This window comes from Gemmatimonadaceae bacterium (genome assembly GCA_016720905.1).
Lineage (GTDB): Bacteria > Gemmatimonadota > Gemmatimonadetes > Gemmatimonadales > Gemmatimonadaceae > Gemmatimonas.
The window spans coordinates 239430-264220 of record JADKJT010000030.1; the positions used below are offsets into that span (position 1 = coordinate 239430).

Genomic DNA, 24791 nt, shown 5'->3' on the forward strand with positions numbered 1-24791 from the left:
AGGGTATTCCGTGTCATGCGCATGGCCGTCACGGTCGCCTGCAGTATCGCGGCTTCGGTTTCGCACGCGCGCGCGCAGGCCGGAACCGCCGTGCATCCCGGTCCACTCGTGCCGACCCGCCCTTCGCCGGGCGTCGGCGCCATCGGGCCTGTGGACCGTTTCCCGTATGCCCCGGGCATCGACGTGCAGCATTACGATCTGGCGTTGACGCTGCCGGCACGCGGTTCCGAAGTCCGTGGGGTCGCAACCCTGACGGTCCTCCGGGATCGTGCCGTCGATACGCTGCGACTCGACTTGATCGCGCTGTCGGTCGACACGGTCACGGTCAACGGTCGGGCGCGCGACGTGATACGTGACAGCGCGACCGTTCGGGTGCCTTTGCGTTCTTCGGACGGATCGCGACTCCGCGTCGTGGTGCGCTATCATGGTGCGCCCCGTGACGGACTCATTGTCCGTGAAGATTCCACTCGCGGATGGAGTGCCTTCGGCGATAACTGGCCCAATCGCGCACGCTTCTGGATCCCGTCGATCGATCACCCGAGCGACAAAGCGACGGTCAGCTGGCGGGTGACGGCGCCGGCCGGCCGGACCGTGGTCGCCAACGGTACGCGGCTCACGCGCGGCGCACCGGTGTCGCACCGCGACGGCATACCTTGGGTGACCACGCGTTTTGCGATGTCGCAACCGATTCCCACCTACCTGATGGTGATTGGCGCGGCAACCCTTCGCGAGACGCGTCTGGGTCGTACCGCGTGCGGTGCGGGGCCCGACGGCGGATGCGTACCGCAGTCGGTGTGGACGTTCGTGCCGGAGACGCCAACGATGCCCGGTAACTTTCGCGAGGCCGGGCGCATCGTGTCGACATTTGCGGCGCTCGCGGGCCCCTTTGCGTATGCCCATCTCGACCATGTGCAGTCCGCGACGCGGTTTGGGGGCATGGAGAATGCCACCGCGATCTTCTACTCGGATCAGGCGTTTCGCACCCAGGGCGTCGGCGTGTCGCTCATCGCACACGAGACCGCGCATCAGTGGTTTGGCGACGCGGTCACTCCGCAACGGTGGGCGGATCTCTGGTTGTCGGAAGGATTTGCCACGTACTTCGCGGCGGTGTACACGCAAAGATCGCGCGGCGACTCGGCCTTCCGCGCGGAATTGCAGCGTATTCGCGGGGAGATCCTGGCCGCGCCCGTGGTTGTGGAGCGCCCGGTGGTGGATTCGGTGGGGAGTGCGATGCCGATGTCGTTGCTCAACGCCAACAGCTACCAGAAAGGCGGCTTCGTGCTGCACATGCTGCGGGTCCAGTTGGGCGACCCCGCATTTTTCGGGGCGCTGCGCGACTACCAGCGACGCTATCGCCATGGCACGGCGACCACGGACAATCTGCAGCGCCTGCTGGAGCGACGGGCCGGCACGTCCCTGACGCCATTCTTCGCACAGTGGCTGCATCGGCCCGGATGGGCCGAGTGGACGATCACCTGGACGTGGCGCGCGGAGACGTCATCGCTGGTCATGCAGGTGGTGCAGGGCACGCGATTCGCGCCCTTTGCCGCGCCACTCACGCTGGTGGTGCGCGACCGCGACGGCCGCGAGACGATGGTGCGCACGCAGGTGTCCGCCGTGCCCTCGCAACAGGTGGTGGTGAAGGTGCCCGGTGTGCGCGACGTGGCCGATCTGGTGGCCGACCCACGGGTGGAATTGCTGGGCACCGTGACGCTGCTGCACGCGATGCCCTGAGTGACGGATGGGTCGCCACGCCGGCGGCCGTTACATCATCGTTTCCCGCTGTTCGCGAGACGGCGACACCGGTCGGCCAGACTGCTGGTCAATGATGCCACCGCTGCTGACTCGGCTCGATGCGCGCGATCGCGCGCTCTTCATCCGTGTTGCGCTTGACGCGAACCGGACGCATCCCCTGCGCGGTTTCTGGACCGCCATCACGCATGTCGGCGGCGCGCGGGGGTCCATCGGCATCTGTGTGCTGTCCGTGCTGCTCCCATCGGTCACCGTGGCCATCGCCGGACGCGCCCTCGTGCTCCTGGGTCTGTCGCACCTGGTGGTGCACATCGTCAAGCGGTTTGCCGTTCGGGAACGACCAACCGTCCGCCTGTCGTTGCCGGCACTGATTCGCGTTCCCGACTGCTATTCGTTCCCGAGTGGACACGCGTGCGCGGCCATGACGCTCGCCGCGGCGTATGCGTGGGCCTTTCCGATGATGGCGCTGCCGCTGTTGATGCTGGCCCTGCTGGTCGGCCTCTCACGCGTGGTCCTGGGCGCGCACTATCCGGGCGACGTGGTCGTGGGGCAGGGCATTGCGCTGTTGATCACCTGTGGCGTACTCGCCCTCCCGTGACGTGGATCACGATGGTGTGACGCGCAGGGGGCGTCGTCGTCAGGCCTTGAGACCCCCTTGGTCAACTCCCATTGCCCACATCGCCGCATGGTCCTGCCGGCCATTTTCAGCCTCCCGACAATCGACAGTAGCGTCGAGCAGTTGGAGTCCACCGTGCGACTTCGTCTGGTGGACTGCCGCGTGGAGCACGCGCGCGGGGCGCTTACTCGCGCCGTGGTCGAGTGCGATGGTCCTGCCACCGGACAACGCACGGTGGGACGGCAGGAGGGCTCGTCATGCCCCGGCGGTGATTTGCGGTTGGCAGCGCTGGCCACCTTGGACGCGGTCACGCAGGCCACCTGTGGCGCCCTCACGTTGGACTTGATCGGGGTCAAGCCGCTGCGAGCATTCGACACGAACATCGTGGTCGTCGCGGTGCTGGCGCATCATGAAGGGAAGGCGACCCGCATTGTCGGGGCGGCGCTGGCGGAGGACGATGCGTTGATTGGCACCGCACGCGCCACGATGCACGCCATCAACCGTCTGGCCTCACCACTCCTCACGCGCTTGGTGATCTGAACACGGTTCTCGGGGTGGGCGGTAGTGTCGGTGACGTCGATGTCAGGATAGCTTCTGCCCGTGCTCCCTCCTCAACGAGTTCCTCGCGTCGCCATTTGGTGTTTGCTGGGTGTGGCAGCCTGTCGATCGGCACCACCGACGCCAGTGGCGACCCCCGCGTCCGCGGCGCGAATCGAAGACCGTCCCGCCGCCGTCGAGTCGCGACCCATATCGCGAGCGCCAGTTGTCACGCCGAAGCCGGTCACGACCGATGACGATCTCGCGCGCGCAGTGGTTGCGGTATTCGGAGACACGGCCGCGTTGCATCCCGACTCCACCAGTGGAGCGGACGCGGAGCCCGTGTGGGATATCAATGTGCGTTCGTACGAAACGCACGAGAGGGTGGCGCACTACGTCCAGCTGTTCACGACTGACGGACGGGAGCGTTTTGCTGCGCGACTCTCGCGAGGATCTCGCTACGAGCCGATGATTCGATCGAAGCTGCGGGCAAGCGGTATGCCGGAAGACCTCACGTATCTGGCGCTGATCGAAAGCGGGTACGACCCGCACGCGTACTCGCGAGCGGCGGCGGTCGGAATGTGGCAGTTCATGAGCAGCACGGCGCGCGGCGTCGGTCTGCGGGTGGATTGGTGGATGGATGAGCGGCGTGATCCCGTTCGTTCGACCGAAGGGGCCATCCGGTTTCTGGGCTTTCTGCAGAAAGAGTTCGGATCTCTGTATCTCGCGGCGGCGGCGTACAACGGCGGTCCGGGACGCGTGGCACGCGGTCTCACGCGCTTTGCCAGCGAGTTGGAAGGCGCGGCAGGCGAAGACCGGTTCTTCGCGCTGGCCGAGCAGGACTACCTTCGTGCCGAAACGAAGAACTACGTGCCCCAGCTGATTGCCGCCGCACTGGTGGCCAAGTTGCCAGGACGCTACGGACTATCCGTTGATTCCTCGCCACCGCTCTCCTACGACTCCGTGCGGGTTCCGGCGGGAACGAGCCTGGCCGCCGTGGCCACGGCCAGTGGGGCAACGAATGTGGTCATGAAGGACCTCAATCCGGCCATCCTGCGTGGTGTCACACCACCCGATGGCGAGGTATGGGTCCACGTGCCCAGCGGCACTGGTGAGCGGGCCGCATCGCAATTGGATGGACTGTCGATGGATCAGCGACTCGGTTATCGCACCGTGCGGGTTTCCGGCGCTGCGCTGACGCCCGTCGCGCTCTCACAGCGCGAAGGTGTCACGGCCAAGCAACTGCGCTGGTATAACCCGACCTTGAAAACGACACGAAAAGGGCGTTTGGTCGCAGGCCAGTCCGTTCGAATCCCGGTGCGCGAGGTCTTTGCGTTCGCTCGCGACCTGCCGGATCCTTCCATCGAACGGTATGGTGGAGAGTCAGCGGCCGCGTTGACCAGAAGCGGTTACCATGTGGTCCGGCGCGGCGAAACGCTGGGGGGCATCGCCAAGCGATACCACCTGACGGTGCAACGCCTGCAGGCGCTCAACGGACTCAGAGGGAGTCGGGTGCTTCCAGGCCAGACGCTCCGCGTGTCCTCCGGGAAAGGGTCCAGCGCCAGCGCCGGAACCTCGGCGAAGCGCGCCTCAGGAAGCCGGAAGGCCGTCTCCCGCAAGGTCACATCGCAGAAGACGACGACCGCCACGAAAGCGCCGAGCGCGAAGAAGGCGCCCATCAAGAAGTCGTCCGGCAAGACCCCACCCGCGAAAAGGAAAACGGCGGCGAAGCGTTAAGCCTCGCCGCCGCCATGTCCTGAGGAATCGCGTTAGTCCAGGACGCCGCGGCCGCGATACCCACGCATCACGATGCTCTCATAGCCATTCGTGGGATCCATCCCCAGACTGAGGGCGTTTTGCACGGCCGCCGGTCCCCGATTGTAGACCAGTAACGCCAGCTTGAGATTGCCCTTGTACTCGCGAATCAGCGATCGCAGGTACTTGAAGCCAATTCGCAGGTTCACGTCCGGGTCGAGTAGCAGCTCACGCGTGACATTCGGCTCGAACTCGCGCGCCGTGCCCAGCATCAACTGCGTCAACCCCACGGCACCGACCGGGCTGGTCGCCTTCGTGTCGAACACGCTTTCCACGCGTACCAAACGAAAACCAAGCTCCGGCTCAATGCCGGCGGTGACGGCGGCGTCATAGACGCGCCGGGCAAGGTCAGGCTTGATGCGATATCGCGTGGAGTATGTATAGATGCGATGCCATCGGCTGAGCGATTCACGTCGCTCCACCTCACGCGGATCGATGCCGAACGGGAGGGACGGCGCCTGAGTAGCCTTTCGTGTCAGCACCGCTCCGGCGGGGCGCCAGGACGGTTGAATTGGCAGACTGGCGCCAGCCACGGCGCTGGCCACCATGCGGACGGTCGACATCGGGCCACGGGCGTCGCTCGTTCCTTTCGGAGTTGCCACCACCGCGCGATCAGGCGTGATCAATGCCGCCGCCGTGAACACGACCGTTGCCACTACCGCGACCCGCGTCAGCCGCCGCTTGGCCTGCCGGCGATGCATGCGCCGTCGGCGAGCCGCCGCGTCCAAAGTCATGCTGCCATCAAGTGGATCGATATTCATCATGGTCCTCCGTCCAAGTCGTCTGGTCTATCACGGACCGCTGATGAAATCCCCTCTCGTGCCGCCGCGTTTCTCGCGCAGCAGGATCTCGGAAATCACCATCGTCCGGTCGATCGCCTTCGCCATGTCGTATACCGCCAGCAACGCCACGGAAACGGCAGTCAACGCTTCCATCTCCACCCCGGTCTGGGCGGTGGTTCTGACAAATCCCTCGACCCGAAGGCCAGGGAGGGACTCATCGAGGTTAACCAGAACCTCTACCCCGGACAACGGCAAAGGGTGACACAGGGGGATAAGGTCGGACGTGCGCTTGGCCGCCTGAATCCCGGCCAATCGTGCCACCGGTATGACATCACCTTTCGCTAAGGTATTGTCTCGTATGGCTTTAAATGTAGCTAGTTGCATCCGAATAGTCCCGCTGGCGAACGCCGATCGGAGGGAAAATGGCTTTGCTCCGACGTCCACCATACTGAATTTTCCAGTCGCATCGACGTGCGTTAACTCGCGCGCGACCTCCCCAGCCACCCCCTGATTGTCCGATTTGCCTGCCTTCACGTGTACCTCCATGGAACGAATGGTCCGCGCGATGGCGCACGGTGTAAGGCTTGCTATGGACGCAGCGTGCGATGCAGCGCGCCAAGCAGCGATGCACTGAGGAGTTGCGGACTGACGTTGCCCTGCGCGCGCAACTTGGTGTACTCGACATCCATCAGCGCACTCGCCGTTCGGCGGGCGTCGGATTCGTGACCGGAAGCAACTAGCTGTCGAGCCCGTGTATGAAGCAGCACCGTGAGGGCGTCCAGCATCTCACTGAATGCTCCTCGAGCGCCTGATACCCCCTGTCGCGCGGCGACCTTGGTCCGATCGGCCTCGCCGGCGGGTGTCGATGGCAGCAACGCGACCTCGAGCAGCCGCCGCGCCGATGCGAACGAAGAAGCATTGGACTCGCTGGCCAGTAAGTCGCCAAGCGCACCGCCGGAGCGCCCGAACGCTTCATCCAGGGTGATGGCGGAGAGTCGACGCTGTACGGCGACGTCAGCAAGGAACGCCTCAACGTCCACGCGACCTATCGGCGGCACACGCATGGTGACCACCCGCGAACGAATGGTCGGCAGGAGCGCCCCTGGTTCACTGCTGGTGAGGATCAGGGTGGTGCTCCGTGAGGGCTCCTCCAGCAGCTTGAGGAAGGCATTCGCTGCGAATTCCGCGCCTTCCTGCGGCACCATTCGCTCGGCATCCCCCACCACGAAGACCGCTCGTGATGCCATCGCCGGACGGACGGCGGCCTGCTGTACCAACGCTCGAACCGTGGCCACATGAATGCCTTCACTGCCCAGCGAGGGTGCCCACAGGCCGTCAGCCGCCATTCGTTCCGCAATGGCGTCGCCCAGGTCGGCATTCACGTCATCCGGCGTTGGGTCTCCGTCTTTGAGGCGCGGTCGAGGGAAGAACCAGTGCAAGTCGGGGTGCTGGCCGCGATTTCCGTACCGACACTGCTGGCACTCGCCACAGGGCTCCTCAAGTCCATCGGCGGTTGCCCGCTCGCAGATGAGCAGCTGCCCAAGCCACAACGCCAGTCGTTGCTTCCCCACCCCCCGCCTTCCAACAAACAGCAAGCTGGATGGCAGCCTGCCCGCGTGCCAGGATGCGGCGAGGCGCTGGCGGAGGGCGTGGTGTCCAAAGACGGGGCGGTGGGCCATGGGGCCAATATGCCGGACCAGACGCCTCACGTGAAGCGATGGGGACCATTCGATGCGGCGTACGCCGCATGCCCTGCTCGTGCGACCGACGCGTCGGATCGGTACGTTGGTGTCCATGACGATTCTTGACGCCGTCCGGCGATTCTCAGGGAAGGCGACCGTCCGGTTCGCCGTGGTGTTCGCGGCGTGGTCCGGGACCGCGTCGTTGAGTGCACACGCGCAACCAACTCGGGCGCGCGCCATCGGATTGGTGCCGGGGGTGTTCGCACCCGGACGATGGAACGCCATTACCGACGTGGTTGGCGTGCGCGTCGGTCACGCCACCGTGAGCGACGGCGACTCGCTCCGCACCGGCGTGACGGCGATCATCCCGCACCGCGGTGACCTTTTTCGAGACCGCGTGCCGGCCGCACTGCACGTCGGCAACGGCTTTGGCAAGCTGCTGGGTGCGACACAACTCAGAGAATTGGGCGAACTGGAAACACCGATCGTGCTGACCTGTACGCTGTGCATCTGGCAGGCCGGCGATGCGCTGGCCCAATGGATGTTGCGGAAGCCCGAGAATGCTGCCGTGCGGTCCATCAATCCGGTGGTCGGTGAAACGAACGATGGCGTACTCAACGCGACCCGACAGCGCCCGGGTATTGGTGCGGCCGTGGTGCGCGCCCTGGAACAGGCTGACACCGGCGCGGTTGCCGAGGGCAGCGTTGGCGCCGGTCACGGCACCGTGATGTTTGGGTGGAAAGGTGGCATAGGCACATCGTCACGGGTGCTTCCGGCGTCGCTGGGTGGATACACGATTGGCGTTCTGGTGCAGGGGAACTATGGCGGCGTATTGCAGATGGCCGGCGTGCCCATTGGCGTGCTGCTTGGACGGTACTCGTTTCAACGCGATGTTGAGAATGCACGGCGACCGGGTGGCGGGCCGGGCGATGCGTCGGCGGAGCATGGTGACGGATCGTGCATGATCGTGATTGCCACCGACGCGCCGGTGCTCGCGCGCAATCTCCAGCGGTTGGCCGCGCGGGCGGTCATGGGGCTCGCGCGCACCGGGTCGAGTGCCTCGAATGGATCGGGCGACTATGTCCTGGCTTTCTCGACGGCGCCTTCGGTCCGGCGCAATCCCGATGCCGTCGTCGCGTCCATGCAGGAACTGGGGAACGATGCGATGTCATCGCTGTTCCAGGCCGTGACTGAAGCCACCGAAGAAGCGTTGTACAATGCGCTCTTGATGGCCACTCCGGTCTCCAGTCGAGCCGGGCGCGTGAATCCGCTGCCGGTTGATTCGGTCCGGCAGCTGTTGCGAGTCAGGGGCATTCGCTGAACGGTGTGTCGTCGGCGCTAGCCGAGTAGGTCGCTAAGTACGGCACCGGCGGTGGCGCGTCCGCCCGCGCCGGTCCCTTGAAGCACCAGTGCGCCTGCCGACGTGCTCTCGATCACGATACGATTGGTGGGACCGCTCACTCCGGCCCATGGGTCGTCACGCGACACGCGCGTGGGGATGATACGGGCCACCAAGGCGCCGTGCTCGACGGCGCAACTGGCGATCAGTTTCACGCGGTCTCCCTCTGCCGCCACCCGCGCGGCCCAACTGGCGGTCTCGGCGTCGATCCCGCGGCGGACCACCGTCAGCGTCGTCGGATGGATGCCAAACACCAGCCACGCGAGTACCCGCAGTTTGTCTTCTGCGTCTTCCCCGGACAAATCGCGTGTTGGATCGGCCTCGGCGTATCCGAGCTGTTGCGCGCGACCAATCGCCTCGGCGAGCGATGCCCCTTCGGTCACGCAGTCGAGCACGAAGTTACTGGTGCCGTTCAGAATGCCGCTGATGCAGTGAATGCCGACGCCGGCCGCACCGTGGCGAATGCAACGGATGACGGGAATCGCACCGGCCACGGCTCCTTCAAAATCGATTCGCGTTCCGTGGGCGTGTGCAAGGGCCACCAGTTCGGGGCCGCGTGCCGCCAGGAGCGCCTTGTTGGCTGTAACAACGCGGATGCCTCGCTGCAATGCGGCTTCGACCAGCGTGCGAGCCGTGGTGGTGCCACCGATCACTTCGACCAGAACGTCGGTATCATCATCGAGCAATACGGTGGGATCGATCACCCGCGCCTGCGGCGACGCACTGCCGTGTGCGATGGCCTGTTCGAGCGAAGGGCGCCGCCGACTACCGTCGCGTATCAGCACGCGGTCAACCAGCACCGCACGCCGGTCGCGGCCGGGCTCCGACAGAAGGTCCAGCAGTCCGCCGCCCACATGGCCGCAGCCGGCGAGCGCGACCCGAAGGGTCTGTGAATGAATTGGCGTTGCTGTGCGCGCGGTGCGCGCGCTCCGAACGAATGTGTCGCGGGCGGGCGCGCTCCGTTCCATGACGGCGGCGGTCTCGTTCGTCGGCGCCGCGGGCGGATCCACCACGCGTTCCATCGCGCGACGGAGAATGTCACTGACGCGGGCCGTTTCGAGCAGGAACGCATCATGACCGTGGATCGAAGGGAGTTCGACATACTGCGCACCAACGGCCCGGGTCCACTCGCGCACCGATTCAGCGGGATAGAGTTGATCGCCAGGGATGCCAACGCCCGTCAAGCGGGCGCCGACGGCCGACAGGGCCGCCGGGATGCCGCCACGATCACGACCGACATCATGTGCATCCATGGCATCCAGCAGGGTGGCGTAGCTCGTCGCATCAAACCGCGCGACCAGCTTCTCTCCGTGCGCCGCGAGCCACTCGTTCATGAGGAATGTGCCGTTGGTCCCACGCGAGCGACCAAAGCGCTGCTCGAGTCCTGTAGGTGTCCGGTAGCTGAGCATGCCCACCATGCGGGCAAGCGCGAGGCCTTCGCGCGGGCCCGCAATGGCAATCGCGCGCCGCATGATCGCGTTCCAGGCCAATCCCTGCGCGGTCTGCGCGGCGGGCGCGGCCAATACGACGGCGGCGCGCACGCGCTGGGGGAAACTCGCGGCAAATTCGAGCGCAACCTGTCCGCCCAGTGACCCACCGCACACGAGAAGCGGCGTGGCCACACCCAGCGCATCAAGCACGCGTGCCAGAACCGCCGCCTGGTCGCGCGTCGTGATCGGTGGCGACAGGCGCACGCCATCACCACGCCTGATGGTGGTTCCGTCACACCCGCCCAACAAGTTCGTGGTGAGCACCGCATGCCGCGCGGGATCAAGCGCGCCGCCTTCGCGGACGACGCCGCGCCACCAGTCGGTGGCGTTCACGGTACCGGTTAACGCATGAACGACCAGCACGAGATTGTCGCGCGCGCTGTTGAGTGCTCCCTCCAGGCGATAGCGCACGTCCAGCGTCTCCAACCGTTCACCGGACTCAAGCGACACGTTGTGAAACGTCAGCACCTGCTCGCGGATTGGCCATGCCCCCTGCGTCGCGTTGGGGCGGCTTGGCGTACGGTGCGCCACCACCGGGTCCGGACGCACGCGCGATGACTTGAGCTGGTTCACGCGGCACTCTCGCCACGCTGGGGGCCGGCCGTGGTGGTCCGGTGCGCGTCGACGGCCACGGCGGCAGCGAGTGCGCGATCGAGATCCTCAAGCAGATCGTCCAGGTGCTCCAGGCCAACCGACAGACGCACGAGGTCGGGCGTGACACCCGCGGCGCGACGTTCTGCCTCGCTCAGTTGCTCGTGGGTGGTGGTCCACGGGTGGATGACGAGACTCTTGGCATCACCCACATTCGCCAACAACGAGAAGAGTCCCGTCTTGGCGATGAAGCGCGTGGCCGCGGCTTCGCCGCCGCGAACACCGAAGGTCAGCACACCGCCGAAGCCGTCGGTGAGATAGCGATCAGCATTGGCATGCGTGACATGCGACGTGAGCCCGGGATAGCGCACCCATGAGACCGCGGGATGGGCGGCGAGAAACGACGCCACGGCCAGCGCATTGGCACTGTGCTGCCGGATGCGGAGCGGCAGGGTTTCCAGTCCCTGCAGAAACAGGAACGCACTGAACGGCGAGAGCGACGCGCCGATGTCCCGCAACAGCAGGACGCGCAACCGCACGGCAAAGGCGATATTGGCCCCGTTCACATTCCCGAACGCTTCGGCAAAGCGCAATCCATGATAGGCGGGTTCCGGCTCGGTGTAGAGCCGGCGGAAACGGGCGGTTGCGGTCCAGTCGAAGCGCCCGCCGTCCACCACGACTCCGCCAATCGTCGTGCCGTGGCCTCCGATCCACTTGGTCGCACTGTGCAATACAATGTCCGCCCCGTGGTCGAATGGTCGCGCGAGGATCGGCGCGAACGTGTTGTCGACCACCAGCGGTACGTTGAAGTCGTGCGCCAGCCGGGCCAACGCCTCAAGGTCGGGCACGTCCAGCGCGGGGTTGCCCACGGTCTCGACATAGATCGCGCGAGTGCCACCATCGATGGCGGCGGCCACGGCGCGGTGGTCATGAATGTCGACAAATCGCGTGCGAATTCCCAGGCGCGGCAACGTGTGCGTGAAGAGCGCCACGGAGCCCCCGTACAGTGACTGCGACGCCACGATGTTGTCGCCGGCTTCCGCGAGATTGAGCATGGTCAGCGTCAGCGCGGCCTGACCGCTGGCGACGGCGACCGCGGCCACGCCGCCTTCCAGCGCGGCGACGCGCCGCTCGAAGACATCAACGGTGGGATTGTTGATGCGCGAGTAGATGTTGCCAAACGCGCGCAGGCCGAACAGGTCGGCGGCGTGTTCCGGACTGTCGAACACGAACGAGGTGGTGGCGTAGATGGGCACCGCGCGGGCGCCGGTGGCCGGATCGGCGCACTCCTGACCGGCATGCAGCGCGAGCGTTTCTGCGCGGCGCGGGCGGACGGCGGTGGCGTGACCGCCATGGGTGCTGCGGGTACTGTCGGACATCGTGGCACTCTCCAGGAATGGTTGAGTGCCGCCAATACACACACGGCGCAGAGCGCGGTCGCGGTTTAGCTCCTTGTTTTGCGTGGCGGCAATCGGCGGCAAATCACCACGGGCGGCTCAACGTCGAGTCACCGGTCTCATCAGTTGTCGCAACGACGATACTGCACCCATCATGTCGCGGGCCGAAACGAATGACGGCCCGCGTCGATTGCTCGTCGCGGGCCGTCAGGGCCACGACTTAGACGGAAGGCCAGTGCCACAGGCACTGGTGCGCGGCCCGTCAAATCGGGAAAATCGCCGCGCACATCACAGTATCGGTGTGCAACGCGAAAAGGTCAAGCCTCCGCATTCACGCCGACCGCAGGACCATCTACATGGGCGGTTCTATCCCCGCCACCACTCGAAACGTATCGCGCGCGATCAGCAGTTCCTCGTCGGTCGGCACGACCCATGCTTCCAGGGACGCACCCTCGGTCGAGAAGCGGCCTTCGCGTCCGTCCGTCAGTTGCGCGTTCGCCGCCTCGTCGATGGTGAGTCCGGCCCACGCGAGGCCCTCGCAGATGCGCGTGCGAATCTCGGGCGAATTCTCGCCAATGCCTCCCGCGAAAACGATGGCATCGGCGCCGCCCAGCGCGGCGAGGTACGCGCCGACATACTTCCGGACCCGGTAACAGAAGATCTCGATGGCCAGGCGTGCGCGCCGATCCTGATGCTCGTGGGCCTCGGCGAGCAGATCGCGCATGTCATTGGTCAATCCGGAGATACCCAGCAGACCCGATTGCTGGTTGAGCAATGACTCCACTTGTGGCAGCGACAGTCCCTCCTTCGCCGCGATGTAGTCCAGCAGCGCCGCATCGATATCGCCCGAACGGGTGCCCATCACCAGCCCTTCCAGTGGCGTGAATCCCATCGACGTGTCGATGGACCGGCCGCCTTGAATGGCGCAGGCCGAACAGCCGTTGCCAAGGTGCAGCGTCACGATCCGCACGTCGCTGCGTGCCCGGCCCGTGAGCCGCCGCCACTGCCACGCAATACTGCGATGAGACGTCCCGTGGAATCCGTATCGGCGAATCTTGTGACGCCGATACAGTGGATACGGAATGGCGTAGAGGTACGCGTACTCGGGCAACGACTGATGGAACGCCGTATCAAAGACGGCCACCTGCGGAACACCTGCCCCCAAGGCGGCTCGCGCCGCATCGATGCCGCGCAGATTGTGAGGATTGTGGAGTGGCGCAAATTCGATCATGGCTTCGATCGCCCGATGCACCGCGTCGTCGACCAGCACACTGTCCTGAAACTGTTCGCCGCCATGCACCACGCGGTGGCCGACCGCATGCACGTCCGCTCGGGAACGCAGACCGCTTCCGCTGTCCGCCTGCGTCACGTAGGCCACGACCCACTCCACGGCCGCACGCAAGTCGCGCAGGGACGCGGTGAGCGTGCGCGTGGAGCCATCGGCCATCCGCACAGTGATAACCGATTCGCCGCCGATGCGTTCAATCTGACCACGCACCAACGCGCGATCGGAATTCGACGCGATGGTGGATTCATCGGTGACGACCACCTGGAACTTCACCGTCGCGGATCCTGCATTGAGTACGAGGACGTTCATGGGGGTGTGTCGGACATCAAAGGGGCGTGTAGAGGGCCATGTCGGCGGTCCCAGGTGAACGGCTCAGTGATGCGGCAACACGGGCTCGTGCACGTCGAAACTGTCCGACGTGCCGGGTGACAAGCGTCGATAACTTTCGAGAACGCGGCTGAGTGCGTCCTGCGCACTGTCACCGACTGCCGAAAGGTGTCCCATCTTTCGACCGGCACGCGCGCCGGCCTTCCCATACAGGTGCAGGCGCGTGCCTGCCACGCCCAGTGCGTGCGTCACGTCAGGCGGCGTGTCATGCAACCACACCTCGCCCAGGAGATTGACGATGGCCGAGGGGGCGTGCAGCGCGGTGCTCCCCAGCGGAAGGTCACAGATGGCGCGCACCAATTGCTCGAACTGGCTGGTCGCGAATCCGCGTTCGCTGTGGTGATACGTATTGTGTGGTCGCGGCGCCAACTCGTTCACCAGCAGCTCGCCTTCGCGCGTGACGAAGCATTCCACCGCGAGCACACCGACCACGTCGATGCGTTCCGCAATGGCCACCGCCAGCGTCTGCGCTCGCGTCGTCATGCGGTCGGCGATGGTGGCGGGAGCGACGGCCCACGTCAGGATGCCGTTGGTGTGATGATTGCGCGAGGGCGGGTACACCGCCGTTGCACCCGACGGACGTCGCGCCACCAGCACACTGATTTCGTAGTCGATGTCGACACGCTGTTCCACCAGACAGGTGCGTTCGCCCAACGCCTGCCACGCGCTGGACGCCTGATCCGGAGCGGACAATCGCACCTGTCCCCGACCGTCGTACCCGCCATGCGTGGATTTCGCGATGCAGGGCCCAAGGGTGGTGACGGCGTGGGCGATCGCCTCGGCCGAGTCGGCGGTCACGAACGCGCCGAGCGGAAATCCCTGTGTCGCCAGCCACTGCTTCTGCCGGATGCGCTCCTGAATGATGTACACCGGTGCGCGACCTGGACGCACTGGCGCATGCTCGGCCGCCGCCTGCAGCACGTCAGGATGAATCTGTTCAATTTCAAGCGTGAGCACGTCACAATGTCGCGCGAGATCCACGGCGGCATCGACGTCGCTGAACGACGCGGTAATGGTGCGCGAGGCGATGGCACGTGCCGCACACGCCGGATCAGGATCAAGCACATGGACGTCGTATCCCATCGATCGGGCGGCGAATGCGGTCATGCGCCCCAGCTGACCGCCCCCGAGAAAGCCGATGGTGGCGCCCGGCAGGATCGGGCCGCCGCTCACGGTGCGATGGCGTTGGGGGCGGGCAGGGGACGCGCCAAGGCGTCCGCCGCCTTGGCAGCGCGACGCGCGACAAGAGCGGCAAGCAACGTCGCATCGTGCGCGGCCAGCAACTGCGCGGCGTACAACGCCGCATTGGCCGCACCTGGCTTGCCGATCGCAAAGGTGGCGACGGGAACACCAGCCGGCATCTGGACGATGCTCAGCAACGCGTCCAGTCCATTCAGCGGCGTGGCGACAACGGGAACGCCCAGTACCGGCACCAGTGTCTTCGCAGCCAACATCCCCGGCAGGTGCGCCGCACCACCTGCTGCGGCGATGATTGCGCGCAGTCCGCGCCGTTGGGCGGTTTCGGCGTACTCGAACAGCCAGTCCGGCGTACGATGCGCCGACACCACCCGCGCCTCGTAGGGAATGCCCAGCTCGGCGAGTATCTCGCAGGCCGGCGCGAGCGTGTCGTAGTCACTTGCGCTGCCCATCACGACCCCGACCAGCGGGGTCACCGGGGAGGCAGCAGGGATAACTGTAGCAGCGTGCACGACAGGCTCCGAAGACGAGGGGTTCGTAGTCGGAGTAAGCTATCGCACTACTCGCGGCGCGGCCAAATGCTGGTTGGAGGCTTGCGGTGGCGGCTCAAGGACCGCCTCGTCGCGGAAGACCCTGCCGCCGAGCAAAGGCCCGAGACGGACAATCCCGGAATTTCAGAATGGCATGATCTGGGTCACAGTGTCGCTGCCATGGTTCGACTAGCGTTCCCGGTAGAGGATGCTGAGAACGTTCCTGAACGGGCCGCCCGACGGGTCGCGCGGCATGGAGACTGCACACATGGCTATCTGGAATCCAGGCTCGCCCGCCAAGAGTACGTCGACGGCGGTGGCTGCCACGGACGTCGCCGTCAGTCGAGAGGCAGAGCCGAATATGGAATATGCCACGAGTACCGTCAGGCCCCTTGCGATACCCGAGCCGCGAATGAAAGAGTCCATCATTTCGGCTGACCTGAACATCGAGGGCAAGATTGAAGGGTCGGGCGACATTCGGATTGCCGGGCGCTTCAAAGGTGATGTCAACGTGCAAGGCAATCTCACCATCGAAGCCGGCGCCACCCTGACCGGTGCCGTGCGGGCGAAGACGGTGGCGATTGGTGGACATCTCGAAGGGAACGTCGATGCGGCGGCTCGAGTCGACTTGCTGGCCACGGGCGTACTGATCGGCGATTTGACGGCCGATTCGCTCACGGTGGCTGCCGGTTCGCGCATGCGTGGCAAGGCGGAATTCGGATGGCCGGAAACGGGTTCGCGCACGCCGTGAGCTCGGCACGGCGCTCGCCGATCGGCGCCTCGCGCAGCTGTCCGCATTGCCGCCAGACGATTCTCGAAAGCGCCAGCGTGTGTCCGGCGTGCCGAAAACATCTGCGCTTCGAGGCCACCAAGGACGAGGTGGTGCGCGCCGGGCTCAGGGAAGTGGCGCTTCGTGTGGAGGGCACGGTCGAACATGCGGCGGATATGACGCCGTGGGAGTATTCGGTATTGATCAGCGTGACCGACGAACGCGGGGTGGAAGTCGCGCGTCACGTCGTGAGTGTTGGTGCGCTGCTGGGCGGGTCGAAACGGTCGTTTGCCGTGTCCGTGGAGGTGTTCAAGCCGTAGCCGACCGCGTCATTCCTTGGGCGGCGGCGCGACCACCGGCAATCGGGTGGTGCTGCTCCACTCCTGAAAGCTCCCGTCAAACATCCTGGCGTCGTATCCCAGCAGCGTGGCCACGAACCACAGCACCGTGGCTTGCTGTCCGATGTGGCAATAGGTGACGATGGGTTTGTCGCCTTTCACACCCGCCTGCGCCAAGAGCGTCTTGAGCTCGGATGCCGGCTTCATGAACCCGTTGGTGCTGACGGTGTTCAGGGGAATATTGACGGCGGTGGGGATGTGCCCGGGTCGCGGATACCCACCACCGTCCCCATTGTAGAAGCGTGGCAGGCGCGCATCGATGAGGGCCGTGCGACCGGAATCCTTCGAGATGGCCTCCACCTGCGCCAGCGTGGCGATCAGTTCCGGTCGTGGTCGTGGCGTAAACGTGACCGCGCTCGCAGCGGAGGGAGCGGCCTTTGTCACCGCACGCCCTTCGGCTTTCCACGCCTTGAAGCCGCCGTCCAACACGGACGTCCGTTCGAACGCGCCCAGATAGGCCAGGGTGATGAACACCCGCGTGGCCGACTGCAGGTTCTCGTCGTGTGGCACCACGACGACGCGCGACTTGTCACCGATGCCATTGGCGGTGGCCCAGGCCGCGAGTTGTGCGACGGTTCCCATCTGCAGCGTCAACCCGCCCTCGACCTGCGGGAGCGAGAGCTCCGCCAACGTCACCAGACGAGCGCCCGGCGCATGTCCGCTATCGTATTGCGCCTTGTTCCCCACGTGCAGCACCACCAGGTTGGCGTCGGACGCGTGCTCCGCGAGCCAGGTCGTGGTGACCAGCATCTGCGAACGCGTTTGCGCGCCCGCCACTGGCACGGCGCTCCCGTGACGACACGCCACCGCGAACAGCGCGAACGTGGCGGCGGTGGCGCAACGTGCACGAACGCGCTGGTATCGCGAGACGCGACTCACGGTGTGATCTCTCGGCGGCCCTTGGCATCCCGGATTTCCACCGGGGCGATCTTGAGCGCCTTGAGCGCCGGCTCGATGCTGGCCCGGTCTCCGGCCACTACAATCGCGAGTTTTGACGGATCAATGTACTGTCGCGCAACACGCTGCACATCCGCGCCCGTCACTGCGCCGATGCCGGTGTTGAAGGTGCCTAGCGCGGCCAACGGCACGCCGGTGGGAATGAGCGCGGCAATCTGGCCGGCAATGTCGCTGGTGGACTCGAAACCTTCAGCATACCCCAGTTGCAGGTAACGCTTGGTCTTGGCCAGCTCCGCAGCGGGCATTGGCGTGCGTATCCCGTTGAGCTCCTTCATGAACTCGATAAGTGCCGAATCGGTTTTCGCCGCGACGATTTCCGCGCGAGCGGTGAACGCGCCCGGCTGGCGTCGCATGGAGAATCCCGAACTCGCGCCGTACGTGTACCCCTTCGTTTCCCGCAGGTTCTGATTGAGTCGGGCGGTGAATGATGCGCCCAGTGCCGTATTCATCACCATCAAGGGGTAGTAGTCCTTGGTGCTTCGCGCCACGCCAATACCGCCAATCCGAAATGACGTTTGCGGGGCATTGGTCTTGTCGACGATGTAGACTGTGGTCGGTTTGGCCGGTGACGGCGCAATGCGGGCCTGGACCGGCAACTCGGCGCGTGTCCAGCCGCCGAACGCGGATGTTGCGCGTGTCATTGCCTCGGTCGTGGTGAGATCGCCGACAATTACGAGGGTCGCATTGTTGGGCCGATACCACGTCTGCCAGAAATGGGTCACATCGTCCCGCGTGAACGTGTCTGCTTCCTCGCGGGTGCCGCTGGTGGACCGGCCGTACGGATGGTTCTCGCCAAAGACGATTGCGGCAAACGCGCGGTCGGCGATGGCGGGGCCGCGATCAACTTCCTGCAGCAACGACGTCAAGCGATCGCTTTTCAATCGACTGAACTCCTTTTCAGCGAACGCGGGGCGGAGTGCCACGTCGGCCATGAGCGCGAGGGCGCTGTCGAGGGTCGCCCGTGTTGTATGCAGGCTCACTTGGCTGAGCTCGAGTGCGGCGCCGGTATTCAGGCGCACGGCGAGATAGCCGATTTGTTCGGCAATGCCGAGCGCATCGCGAGCGCCGGCGCCTTCGTCCAGCAGATTGGCGGTGAGCGTGGCGAGCCCCGCCTTGCCTGGCGGATCTGCCTCGGCGCCAGTCCGCACCACCAGGACCACGTCGACGATCGGCAACTCGTGTTGCTCGACAATCACCACGCGCAGTCCGTTGGGCAGGGTCCGCTCGGTGATCGCGGGCAGCGTGAGCGGTTTCGGTGCTTTCAACGGTGGTGGTGTCGTCGAGGCGGGCTTGGCTTGCGCCCGAAGTGGCGACCACAGTCCCTGCGGTGCGGCGAGCAGCAGCACTGCCGCGCCCATCGTGCGAGTGAAGCGCGGCATCAGTTGGCCCCTCCGGGCGCGAACGCGAGTTCCTTCTTGCCTTCTGGCACAACGGTCAGGATGATCTTGGGTCGACCGGCCACAAACGTTCGGGCGGCGCGTTGCACGTCGGCCGCCGTCAGACGTTCGTAGCGCGCGAGATCCTGTTCGATGTACTCCGGCGTACCGGCAAAATAGTTGTAGTAGTTGAGTCGATCGGCCTTGCCAAGCACCGAGGACAATTCATCCAGCAACGAGGCGCGAACCCCGTTCTTCACCCGGGTCAGTTCGCGTTCGGTGATGCCGTTGTCGGCCACCTCACGAATGGCCGCATCCAACTCCGCCGCAATCTGCCGGGGATGCACGCCGGGCTTGGCGGTACTGGTCAGGAGGATCATGCCATCGAGCTTGTTCGCGTCATTGCCCATGTTGACGTCCTGGGCGATCTGCTTTTCATACACCAGCGTTCGATAGAGGCGCGAACTCTTGCCACCGGCCAGAATCTGCGAGAGCGCATCAACCGCCGGCTCATCGGCGCTGAGCGCCTTGGTGCCATGCCACGCGTAGTACAATCGCGGCAATTGCACGCGATCCTCCAGAACCAGTACCGTGTCTTTGGCCAGTCTCACCATCGGAACCGTCGGACGCACGGGCGCATCGGTGTTGCGCGGGATACTCCCGAAATACTTGCGCACCCAGACCTTGGCCGAATCCGGGTTGAAGTCGCCGGCGATGGCGATGCTGGCGTTGTTGGGTGCGTAGTACTTCCGGAAGAATTCCTTGACGTCGTCCAGGGAGGCCTTGCTGAGATCCGTCAGCGACCCGATCACCGGCCACGAGTACGGATGATCCGGGGGAAACATGACCGGCAGCAGCGTTTCGAACGCGCGTCCATACGGCACATTATCGGTGTTCTGCCGTCGTTCGTTCTTCACCACGTCGCGTTGGAGGTCGACCTTGGGCTTGTCCATTGTCGGTAACAGCCAGCCCATGCGATCGGCGTCGAGCCACAGCATCAACGGCAGGGCGTTGGACGGACCGGTTTCGTAGTAGTTGGTACGGTCGTTGGTGGTCGAACCGTTGTTGTTCGCGCCCGCCGCTTCCAACCACTCGTCGAACTTGCCAACGGGCACGTGCTCCGAGCCCATGAACATGATGTGTTCGAAGAGATGGGCAAATCCGGTGCGCCCAGGCTTCTCGTCGCCGGATCCGACCTTGTACCATCCGTTCACGGTGACAATGGGAACCGAACGATCCACGTGCAGAATGACTTCGAGCCCGTTGGGCAGGGTGAATTTCTCGAAGGGAATTCGCGGTGCCTGCGGCGCTTGTGCGGCGAGCGGAACCGCGACGCAGGCCAGCACGATCGCGGTGGCCAACAAGCGCGGGCGGGACGAATGCGACATGGCGGGGCGGGAGGGGCGGAGAGGGGTTGAAGCCTGCGAGATTGGACACCGGTAGCGCCCGAAATGTATACGGTGCAGTTTGGGCCGATGGTTTCGCCTTTGAGTGCAGACTCCGCCGGCACTGAGCGCGTTGGTTACGACGCGCGGCTTGGCACGTTTTCCGGCACCATGCTGGTGGTCGGCGGCATTATTGGTGCCGGCATCTTTCTTTCGCCCGCGGTCGTGGCGCAGCGGGTTGGGAGCGCAGCACTCACGCTTGGTGCCTGGGGACTGGGCGCCGTGGTGGCCATCATTGGCGGATTCATCTATGCCGAGTTGGGCGCCAGGCGTCCCTTGGCCGGCGGGACCTACGTCTACCTGCGGGACGCGTGGGGACCGCTGCCGGCCTTTCTGTATGGCTGGGCGCTGTTTCTGATCATGGCAACGGGAGCCATTGCGGCCGTCGGGATGACCGGCGCCAGCTACCTGGCCACGCTGCTCGGCCTGCCAACGGACGCCATCCGTCCGCTGGCCATAGGCATCATTGCGGTGTTGACGCTGTTGAACGTGTTGGGGGTTCGGATTGGCGCCACCACCGGCAATGTGCTCACTGTGCTCAAGCTGGCGGCAATCGGGATTCTGGTGTTGGCCGCTCTCGTGTTGTCGCCGACGCACGCGGGTGAATTGACTGGCGCCGTGGCCGCGCCGCCTGCGCTCGCCATTCCTGTCGGCGGCAGTGCCGTTGTGCTGGCGATGGGCGCGGCGTTGGTACCCGTGCTGTTTTCGTATGGGGGCTGGCAACAGACCAACGCGGTGGCTGAAGAACTGGTGGATCCGTCGCGCACCCTGCCACGCGCCTTGATCATCGGCGTGCTGGTGGTGGTCGCCACCTACATGCTGGTGAACATCGCCTACCTGCGCGCGCTGGGCGTCGATGGTCTGGCGGCCAGCACGGCTCCGGCGGCCGACACGATGTTCGTGTATCTCGGGCCGATGGGCCGGACCCTCATCACGTGCGGTATCGTCGCGTCGACCGTGGGGTTTCTCTCCATGGTCATCCTGATGTCGGCGCGCGTGTATCAGGCGATGGCGGCCGACGGTCTGTTCTTCCGCTCCATGGCCACGCTGCATCCGCGCACGCGCACTCCCGTCGCCGCGCTGCTGGCGCAGGGCGTGGTGGCGCTCGCGCTGTTGCTGACCGGTACGTATGGGCAATTGCTCGACTATGTGGTGTTCGCCGACTGGATCTTCTTCGGGTCCACGGCTGCGGCGCTGTTTGTGCTTCGTGCCCGTGACATGCGCGACGGCATACAGCCCTCGGTGCGGACGCCGTTCCATCCATACAGCACCCTGATATTCATTGCCGCCGCGATGTACGTGGTGATCGGATCGATCACGTCCAATCCGGGCAACGCGGCGCGCGGCGCGGCACTGCTCGCCCTCGGCCTGCCCGTGTTCGCGTACTGGCGCCGACAATCGGCGGCGTCGCGGTGAGGGCACCCCGCGTTACGGCGTTGTTCGTGCATCCCATCAAGTCGGCGGCCGCGATTCCGGTCGACGCGCTGGCGCTGGACGATCGCGGCGCCGTCGGGGATCGCCGATGGCTGGTGATCGATGACGACGGTGTGCAGATCACTGCTCGGGAAACATCGGCGCTGGCGATGGTCCGCCCGTACTTTGCCAACGCCGCTGTCGCGCCAGACCACCGGACAAACACTGACGGACCGTTGTTGCTCGATGCGCCCGGGCTGTCGCGCTTCTCGCTGCGACTGCCGGCCACTGCGGCAACGCGTGCGGTGCGCGTGTGGGCCGACACGGTGGATGCGCACGATGCTGGTGATGCCGTGGCGGCGTGGATGTCCGAAGCGATCAGGCGACGGTGTCGTGTCGTGCGACTGGCCGAGCACGCCCGGCGCCCCCTCGCGCCCAAATATGCGGGGACACTGCCGAACGAGGGACGCCGCGTGGCGTTCTCCGACGGGGCGCCGCTCCTGATATTGAGTCAGGCGAGTGTCGACGCACTCAGCGCACGGCTGGTGGAGCAGGGGGCGACCCGACCACCGTTTCACGTTTTCGCCCCAATATTCTGCTGTCGGCCACGACGCCGCACGAAGAGGACTCGTGGACGCGCATTCGCATTGGCGACGTGGACGTCGCCATCGGCGCGCCGTGCGAGCGGTGTGTGATGACGACCGTGGATCCGCTCACCGGGGAGAAAGGTCTTGAGCCATTGCGCACCCTGGCCACCTATCGACGGCAGAACGGCTCGGTGATGTTCGGCATGAACGCCACGCATGGGGCGATCGGCATCATTCGTGTCGGGGATGTCGTGCGGGTAGAGACGGGAGACTGAAGACGGCAGACGGGAGACATTCTCGTGCGGGACGTCTCCCGTCTTGCGTCTCCCGTCTCCCGTCTCCTACAACGCCGGGCGCCGGAGATGAAAGTCGGTGGCCTTCTGAAATTGATGTGCGACCGACAGGATCATGTCGTCGTTGAACAGGTTGCCGGTGATCACCGCGCAAATGGGTTGCGGCTTGTACGTTGGTGGCGGTGGCGCGGCCGCCGCATCGGCACCACCGCGTCCGCCGCCTCCGCCGTCCGCCGCCTCCGCGTCCGCCGCCTCCGCCGCCAAACTGCGGCACGTCAAACTTGTACGGGACCACCGCGCAGGGGTGACCGGTTTGCGCGTTCGGCCCCACGTCGGCATTCGGCCCGCCAATGAACAAGTCCAGGTCCTTCATGTACTCGCCCCACTTGGCCACCAGCACCATGCGTCGGCGCTGATTCTGCATGAACTCGAAGGCGCGCGCCGTGCGACCGCCCACGAAGCGCGGATTCCAGTCGGCAGGCGCCATCGGACTCGTATTCGGTGGCGGATTGCCGAACGGCGCGTTGTTGCCGCGGCCGTCGGCCGCGGGTTCGGGCAGCGCGGTGAGATCGAGCCCGATTTCCTTCGCCTTGCGTTGCACATAGGAATCGAAGGCAGCCGCGTACTCGACATTCAGTCCGCCACCACCCACACCGGGCACCGTGGGACGCGGCCCCACATCCTTTGGCGTCATGCCCAGCGCCTTCAACTTCTCGACCAGTTCTTTCGGCGCGTTGGGATCAACACCAATGCGCAGCGATGAGAGTTTGAGCGCGCGATCGAATTGGAACGGCGTGGTGAGGGTGGACGGATCCTTCTCGTCGACACCGTGATAGGCGTTGAACACCATCGCGCAGTCTTCGATGCTACGGCAAATGGGGCCGACGCGATCCTGCGACCACGCCAACACCATCCCGCCGTGTCGTGATGTGCGTCCGAACGTGGGCCGCAGCGCACTCAGGCCGCAGCGTATCGACGGTGACACGATGGACCCTTGCGTTTCCGTGCCAATGCTGAACGCCACGCAGCCTGCCGCCGTCGCCGATGCGGGACCGGCGGACGATCCGCTGGAGCCGATGTTGAGATTCCAGGGATTGTTGGTGCGGCCGCGAAACCACTGATCGTTCTGCGCGAACAACCCGGTGGCCAGCTTGGCAATCAACACGGCGCCGGCATCGCGCAAGCGCACGACAATCTCGGCGTCCTCATCGATGATGCGATTCTCGAAGTCGGCGGCACCCCACGTGGTGGGCACGCCCTTGGTCGAGAACAAGTCCTTCACGCCGTACGGCAGTCCGTGCAGCGGCCCACGATACTTGCCGGCCGCGATTTCCGCGTCGGCCTTGGCCGCTTCGGCCCGGGCCGAGTCTTCCATGATGGTGACGGCGCACAGCAACGTCGGATTGAGCCGTTTGATGCGCTCCAGGTAGATCGCCGTCAGACGCGCGGATGTGATCTTGCGCTGCTTCAGCAGGGCGGACAGGCGATGCGCCGGGAGGTAGGCGATGTCCTCATCGGAGGCGGGCATCGCGCCGCTGAACTTCTCCACGGTGAACACCGACCGATCAAATGCGGCCCGGCCGCGCTCGCGCGCCAACTTTTCCATGAGCGCTCCGGTGCCGCCGGGATACGCCTGAAACTGCAGGGCCGGGGCTTCGCCATTGCCAAGTGCCAGCGGCGGCACGATGGGCGGCTGAAACAGGCTGGCCGGCAGTTCGATGGTTGGTGCCCAGTCCTCCGGTGCGGGCAATGGCGCGCCCTGCGCCCGAGCCGATTCAACCCCGAACGAACTGGCCGCCGCGGCGACCAGCGAGTAGAACATGAACTGACGGCGATCGATGCCGGAACTGGCTTCGAGTTCATCGGCCATGTCCGCGACGAGTGACTCGGAGGCTTCCAGACGATCTTCGGGGGTGTTCATGCAGCGTCTCCGTACGGTTCAAGCGAAGGCGGATGGGAACGCACCGGCGTCCCCGGACGACCGACAATACTGCGCCGGCCGTCGTCGCGTCAGGCCCGCGCGGTGGAACTTAGCGCGTCCGTCGGGTACCTTCGCCTGACGGTGGAGCGTGTCCCATCCCTCTCGGAGG

General features: G+C 65.4%; 22 protein-coding genes and 1 riboswitch. Of the genes, 10 read left to right on the forward strand and 12 right to left on the reverse strand.

The window, feature by feature from the left end:
- The first annotated feature begins 15 nt into the window (after positions 1-15).
- The 4 genes from IPP90_19915 to IPP90_19930 all read left to right on the forward strand — a co-directional run bounded on the left by IPP90_19915 (position 16) and on the right by IPP90_19930 (position 4642).
- A complete protein-coding gene (locus IPP90_19915) occupies positions 16-1734 on the forward strand; it encodes a M1 family metallopeptidase (protein MBL0172926.1) in 1719 nt (572 codons plus the stop codon).
- 94 nt (positions 1735-1828) lie between these two features.
- A complete protein-coding gene (locus IPP90_19920) occupies positions 1829-2350 on the forward strand; it encodes a phosphatase PAP2 family protein (protein MBL0172927.1) in 522 nt (173 codons plus the stop codon).
- Between the two features lie 87 nt (positions 2351-2437).
- Positions 2438-2908 carry a hypothetical protein gene (locus IPP90_19925; protein MBL0172928.1) on the forward strand — a complete coding sequence of 157 codons (471 nt, stop codon included), beginning with the start codon at positions 2438-2440 and terminating at the stop codon, positions 2906-2908.
- 60 nt (positions 2909-2968) lie between these two features.
- On the forward strand, positions 2969-4642 hold the full coding sequence (locus tag IPP90_19930; protein ID MBL0172929.1) for a transglycosylase SLT domain-containing protein: 1674 nt from the start codon (positions 2969-2971) through the stop codon (positions 4640-4642).
- Positions 4643-4674: 32 nt separating this feature from the next.
- On the opposite strand, the gene IPP90_19935 is transcribed toward IPP90_19930, so the two are convergent.
- Genes IPP90_19935 through IPP90_19945 form a run of 3 tightly spaced genes read right to left on the reverse strand, consistent with a single transcriptional unit; the run spans position 4675 to position 7181 of the window.
- The gene (locus IPP90_19935; protein ID MBL0172930.1) at positions 4675-5481 is read right to left on the reverse strand and encodes a transglycosylase SLT domain-containing protein; all 807 of its coding nucleotides are present in this window, start codon (positions 5479-5481) and stop codon (positions 4675-4677) included.
- A 30-nt stretch (positions 5482-5511) separates the two neighbouring features.
- Entirely contained in the window at positions 5512-6048 is a 537-nt protein-coding gene (moaC, locus tag IPP90_19940) for a cyclic pyranopterin monophosphate synthase MoaC (GenBank protein ID MBL0172931.1), read from the reverse strand.
- A gap of 41 nt (positions 6049-6089) precedes the next feature.
- A complete protein-coding gene (locus IPP90_19945) occupies positions 6090-7181 on the reverse strand; it encodes a hypothetical protein (GenBank protein ID MBL0172932.1) in 1092 nt (363 codons plus the stop codon).
- Between the two features lie 115 nt (positions 7182-7296).
- Here IPP90_19945 and IPP90_19950 point away from each other — a divergent pair, with 115 nt between their 5' ends.
- The gene (locus IPP90_19950; protein ID MBL0172933.1) at positions 7297-8505 is read left to right on the forward strand and encodes a P1 family peptidase; all 1209 of its coding nucleotides are present in this window, start codon (positions 7297-7299) and stop codon (positions 8503-8505) included.
- A gap of 17 nt (positions 8506-8522) precedes the next feature.
- On the opposite strand, the gene IPP90_19955 is transcribed toward IPP90_19950, so the two are convergent.
- From IPP90_19955 to purE, 5 genes are all read right to left on the reverse strand, one after another.
- Positions 8523-10646, reverse strand: coding sequence for a homoserine dehydrogenase (locus tag IPP90_19955; GenBank protein MBL0172934.1), 2124 nt, complete (start codon positions 10644-10646; stop codon positions 8523-8525).
- Positions 10643-12043 (reverse strand): O-acetylhomoserine aminocarboxypropyltransferase/cysteine synthase, encoded by a 1401-nt coding sequence (locus tag IPP90_19960; GenBank protein ID MBL0172935.1) that lies wholly within the window; start codon positions 12041-12043, stop codon positions 10643-10645. Before IPP90_19960 ends, IPP90_19955 begins: the two co-directional genes overlap by 4 nt.
- Positions 12044-12085: 42 nt before the next feature.
- Positions 12086-12163, reverse strand: a riboswitch (SAM riboswitch).
- A 250-nt stretch (positions 12164-12413) separates the two neighbouring features.
- A complete protein-coding gene (locus tag IPP90_19965) occupies positions 12414-13658 on the reverse strand; it encodes an acetate kinase (GenBank protein ID MBL0172936.1) in 1245 nt (414 codons plus the stop codon).
- A gap of 63 nt (positions 13659-13721) precedes the next feature.
- Positions 13722-14909: a 5-(carboxyamino)imidazole ribonucleotide synthase gene (purK, locus tag IPP90_19970; GenBank protein ID MBL0172937.1), complete on the reverse strand. Its 1188-nt coding sequence runs from the start codon at positions 14907-14909 to the stop codon at positions 13722-13724.
- On the reverse strand, positions 14906-15385 hold the full coding sequence (gene purE, locus IPP90_19975) for a 5-(carboxyamino)imidazole ribonucleotide mutase (GenBank protein MBL0172938.1): 480 nt from the start codon (positions 15383-15385) through the stop codon (positions 14906-14908). The genes purK and purE overlap by 4 nt, the downstream gene beginning before the upstream one ends.
- 346 nt (positions 15386-15731) lie before the next feature.
- Between purE and IPP90_19980 the strand changes: the two genes are divergently transcribed.
- Both IPP90_19980 and IPP90_19985 read left to right on the forward strand, forming a co-directional pair.
- Positions 15732-16214 carry a polymer-forming cytoskeletal protein gene (locus tag IPP90_19980; GenBank protein MBL0172939.1) on the forward strand — a complete coding sequence of 161 codons (483 nt, stop codon included), beginning with the start codon at positions 15732-15734 and terminating at the stop codon, positions 16212-16214.
- A complete protein-coding gene (locus IPP90_19985) occupies positions 16184-16552 on the forward strand; it encodes a hypothetical protein (GenBank protein ID MBL0172940.1) in 369 nt (122 codons plus the stop codon). Before IPP90_19980 ends, IPP90_19985 begins: the two co-directional genes overlap by 31 nt.
- A 9-nt stretch (positions 16553-16561) precedes the next feature.
- Here the strand turns inward: IPP90_19985 and IPP90_19990 are convergent, their stop codons facing one another.
- From IPP90_19990 to IPP90_20000, 3 genes are read right to left on the reverse strand one after another with little or no spacing between them, the layout of a single operon-like run.
- Positions 16562-17509 carry a sulfurtransferase gene (locus IPP90_19990; protein ID MBL0172941.1) on the reverse strand — a complete coding sequence of 316 codons (948 nt, stop codon included), beginning with the start codon at positions 17507-17509 and terminating at the stop codon, positions 16562-16564.
- Positions 17506-18966 carry an insulinase family protein gene (locus tag IPP90_19995; protein MBL0172942.1) on the reverse strand — a complete coding sequence of 487 codons (1461 nt, stop codon included), beginning with the start codon at positions 18964-18966 and terminating at the stop codon, positions 17506-17508. Before IPP90_19995 ends, IPP90_19990 begins: the two co-directional genes overlap by 4 nt.
- Positions 18966-20351, reverse strand: coding sequence for an insulinase family protein (locus IPP90_20000; GenBank protein ID MBL0172943.1), 1386 nt, complete (start codon positions 20349-20351; stop codon positions 18966-18968). Before IPP90_20000 ends, IPP90_19995 begins: the two co-directional genes overlap by 1 nt.
- A gap of 87 nt (positions 20352-20438) precedes the next feature.
- Here IPP90_20000 and IPP90_20005 point away from each other — a divergent pair, with 87 nt between their 5' ends.
- The 3 genes from IPP90_20005 to IPP90_20015 are packed head-to-tail and all read left to right on the forward strand — an operon-like array spanning position 20439 to position 22683.
- Positions 20439-21824 (forward strand): amino acid permease, encoded by a 1386-nt coding sequence (locus IPP90_20005; protein ID MBL0172944.1) that lies wholly within the window; start codon positions 20439-20441, stop codon positions 21822-21824.
- The gene (locus IPP90_20010) at positions 21821-22516 is read left to right on the forward strand and encodes an MOSC domain-containing protein (protein ID MBL0172945.1); all 696 of its coding nucleotides are present in this window, start codon (positions 21821-21823) and stop codon (positions 22514-22516) included. Before IPP90_20005 ends, IPP90_20010 begins: the two co-directional genes overlap by 4 nt.
- Positions 22516-22683: an MOSC domain-containing protein gene (locus tag IPP90_20015; GenBank protein MBL0172946.1), complete on the forward strand. Its 168-nt coding sequence runs from the start codon at positions 22516-22518 to the stop codon at positions 22681-22683. The genes IPP90_20010 and IPP90_20015 overlap by 1 nt, the downstream gene beginning before the upstream one ends.
- Here the strand turns inward: IPP90_20015 and IPP90_20020 are convergent.
- Positions 22640-24622, reverse strand: a complete 1983-nt coding sequence (locus IPP90_20020) for an amidase (protein ID MBL0172947.1) — start codon at positions 24620-24622, stop codon at positions 22640-22642. The genes IPP90_20015 and IPP90_20020 overlap by 44 nt on opposite strands.
- Between the last annotated feature and the right edge of the window lie 169 nt (positions 24623-24791).

Bases quoted from the DNA above. Each gene is read 5' to 3' on its own strand.
- IPP90_20020 (MBL0172947.1), bottom strand. From the start codon at position 24,622: ATGAACACCCCCGAAGATCGTCTGGAAGCCTCCGAGTCACTCGTCGCG.
- IPP90_19915 (MBL0172926.1), top strand. From the start codon at position 16: ATGCGCATGGCCGTCACGGTCGCCTGCAGTATCGCGGCTTCGGTTTCG.
- IPP90_20005 (MBL0172944.1), top strand. From the start codon at position 20,439: ATGGTTTCGCCTTTGAGTGCAGACTCCGCCGGCACTGAGCGCGTTGGT.
- IPP90_19935 (MBL0172930.1), bottom strand. From the start codon at position 5,481: ATGAATATCGATCCACTTGATGGCAGCATGACTTTGGACGCGGCGGCT.
- IPP90_20015 (MBL0172946.1), top strand. From the start codon at position 22,516: ATGACGACCGTGGATCCGCTCACCGGGGAGAAAGGTCTTGAGCCATTG.
- purE (MBL0172938.1), bottom strand. From the start codon at position 15,385: ATGGGCAGCGCAAGTGACTACGACACGCTCGCGCCGGCCTGCGAGATA.
- IPP90_19985 (MBL0172940.1), top strand. From the start codon at position 16,184: ATGGCCGGAAACGGGTTCGCGCACGCCGTGAGCTCGGCACGGCGCTCG.
- IPP90_19920 (MBL0172927.1), top strand. From the start codon at position 1,829: ATGCCACCGCTGCTGACTCGGCTCGATGCGCGCGATCGCGCGCTCTTC.
- IPP90_19995 (MBL0172942.1), bottom strand. From the start codon at position 18,966: ATGCCGCGCTTCACTCGCACGATGGGCGCGGCAGTGCTGCTGCTCGCC.
- IPP90_19965 (MBL0172936.1), bottom strand. From the start codon at position 13,658: ATGAACGTCCTCGTACTCAATGCAGGATCCGCGACGGTGAAGTTCCAG.
- IPP90_20000 (MBL0172943.1), bottom strand. From the start codon at position 20,351: ATGTCGCATTCGTCCCGCCCGCGCTTGTTGGCCACCGCGATCGTGCTG.
- IPP90_19945 (MBL0172932.1), bottom strand. From the start codon at position 7,181: ATGGCCCACCGCCCCGTCTTTGGACACCACGCCCTCCGCCAGCGCCTC.
- IPP90_19950 (MBL0172933.1), top strand. From the start codon at position 7,297: ATGACGATTCTTGACGCCGTCCGGCGATTCTCAGGGAAGGCGACCGTC.
- moaC (MBL0172931.1), bottom strand. From the start codon at position 6,048: ATGGAGGTACACGTGAAGGCAGGCAAATCGGACAATCAGGGGGTGGCT.
- IPP90_19980 (MBL0172939.1), top strand. From the start codon at position 15,732: ATGGCTATCTGGAATCCAGGCTCGCCCGCCAAGAGTACGTCGACGGCG.
- IPP90_19960 (MBL0172935.1), bottom strand. From the start codon at position 12,043: ATGTCCGACAGTACCCGCAGCACCCATGGCGGTCACGCCACCGCCGTC.
- IPP90_19925 (MBL0172928.1), top strand. From the start codon at position 2,438: ATGGTCCTGCCGGCCATTTTCAGCCTCCCGACAATCGACAGTAGCGTC.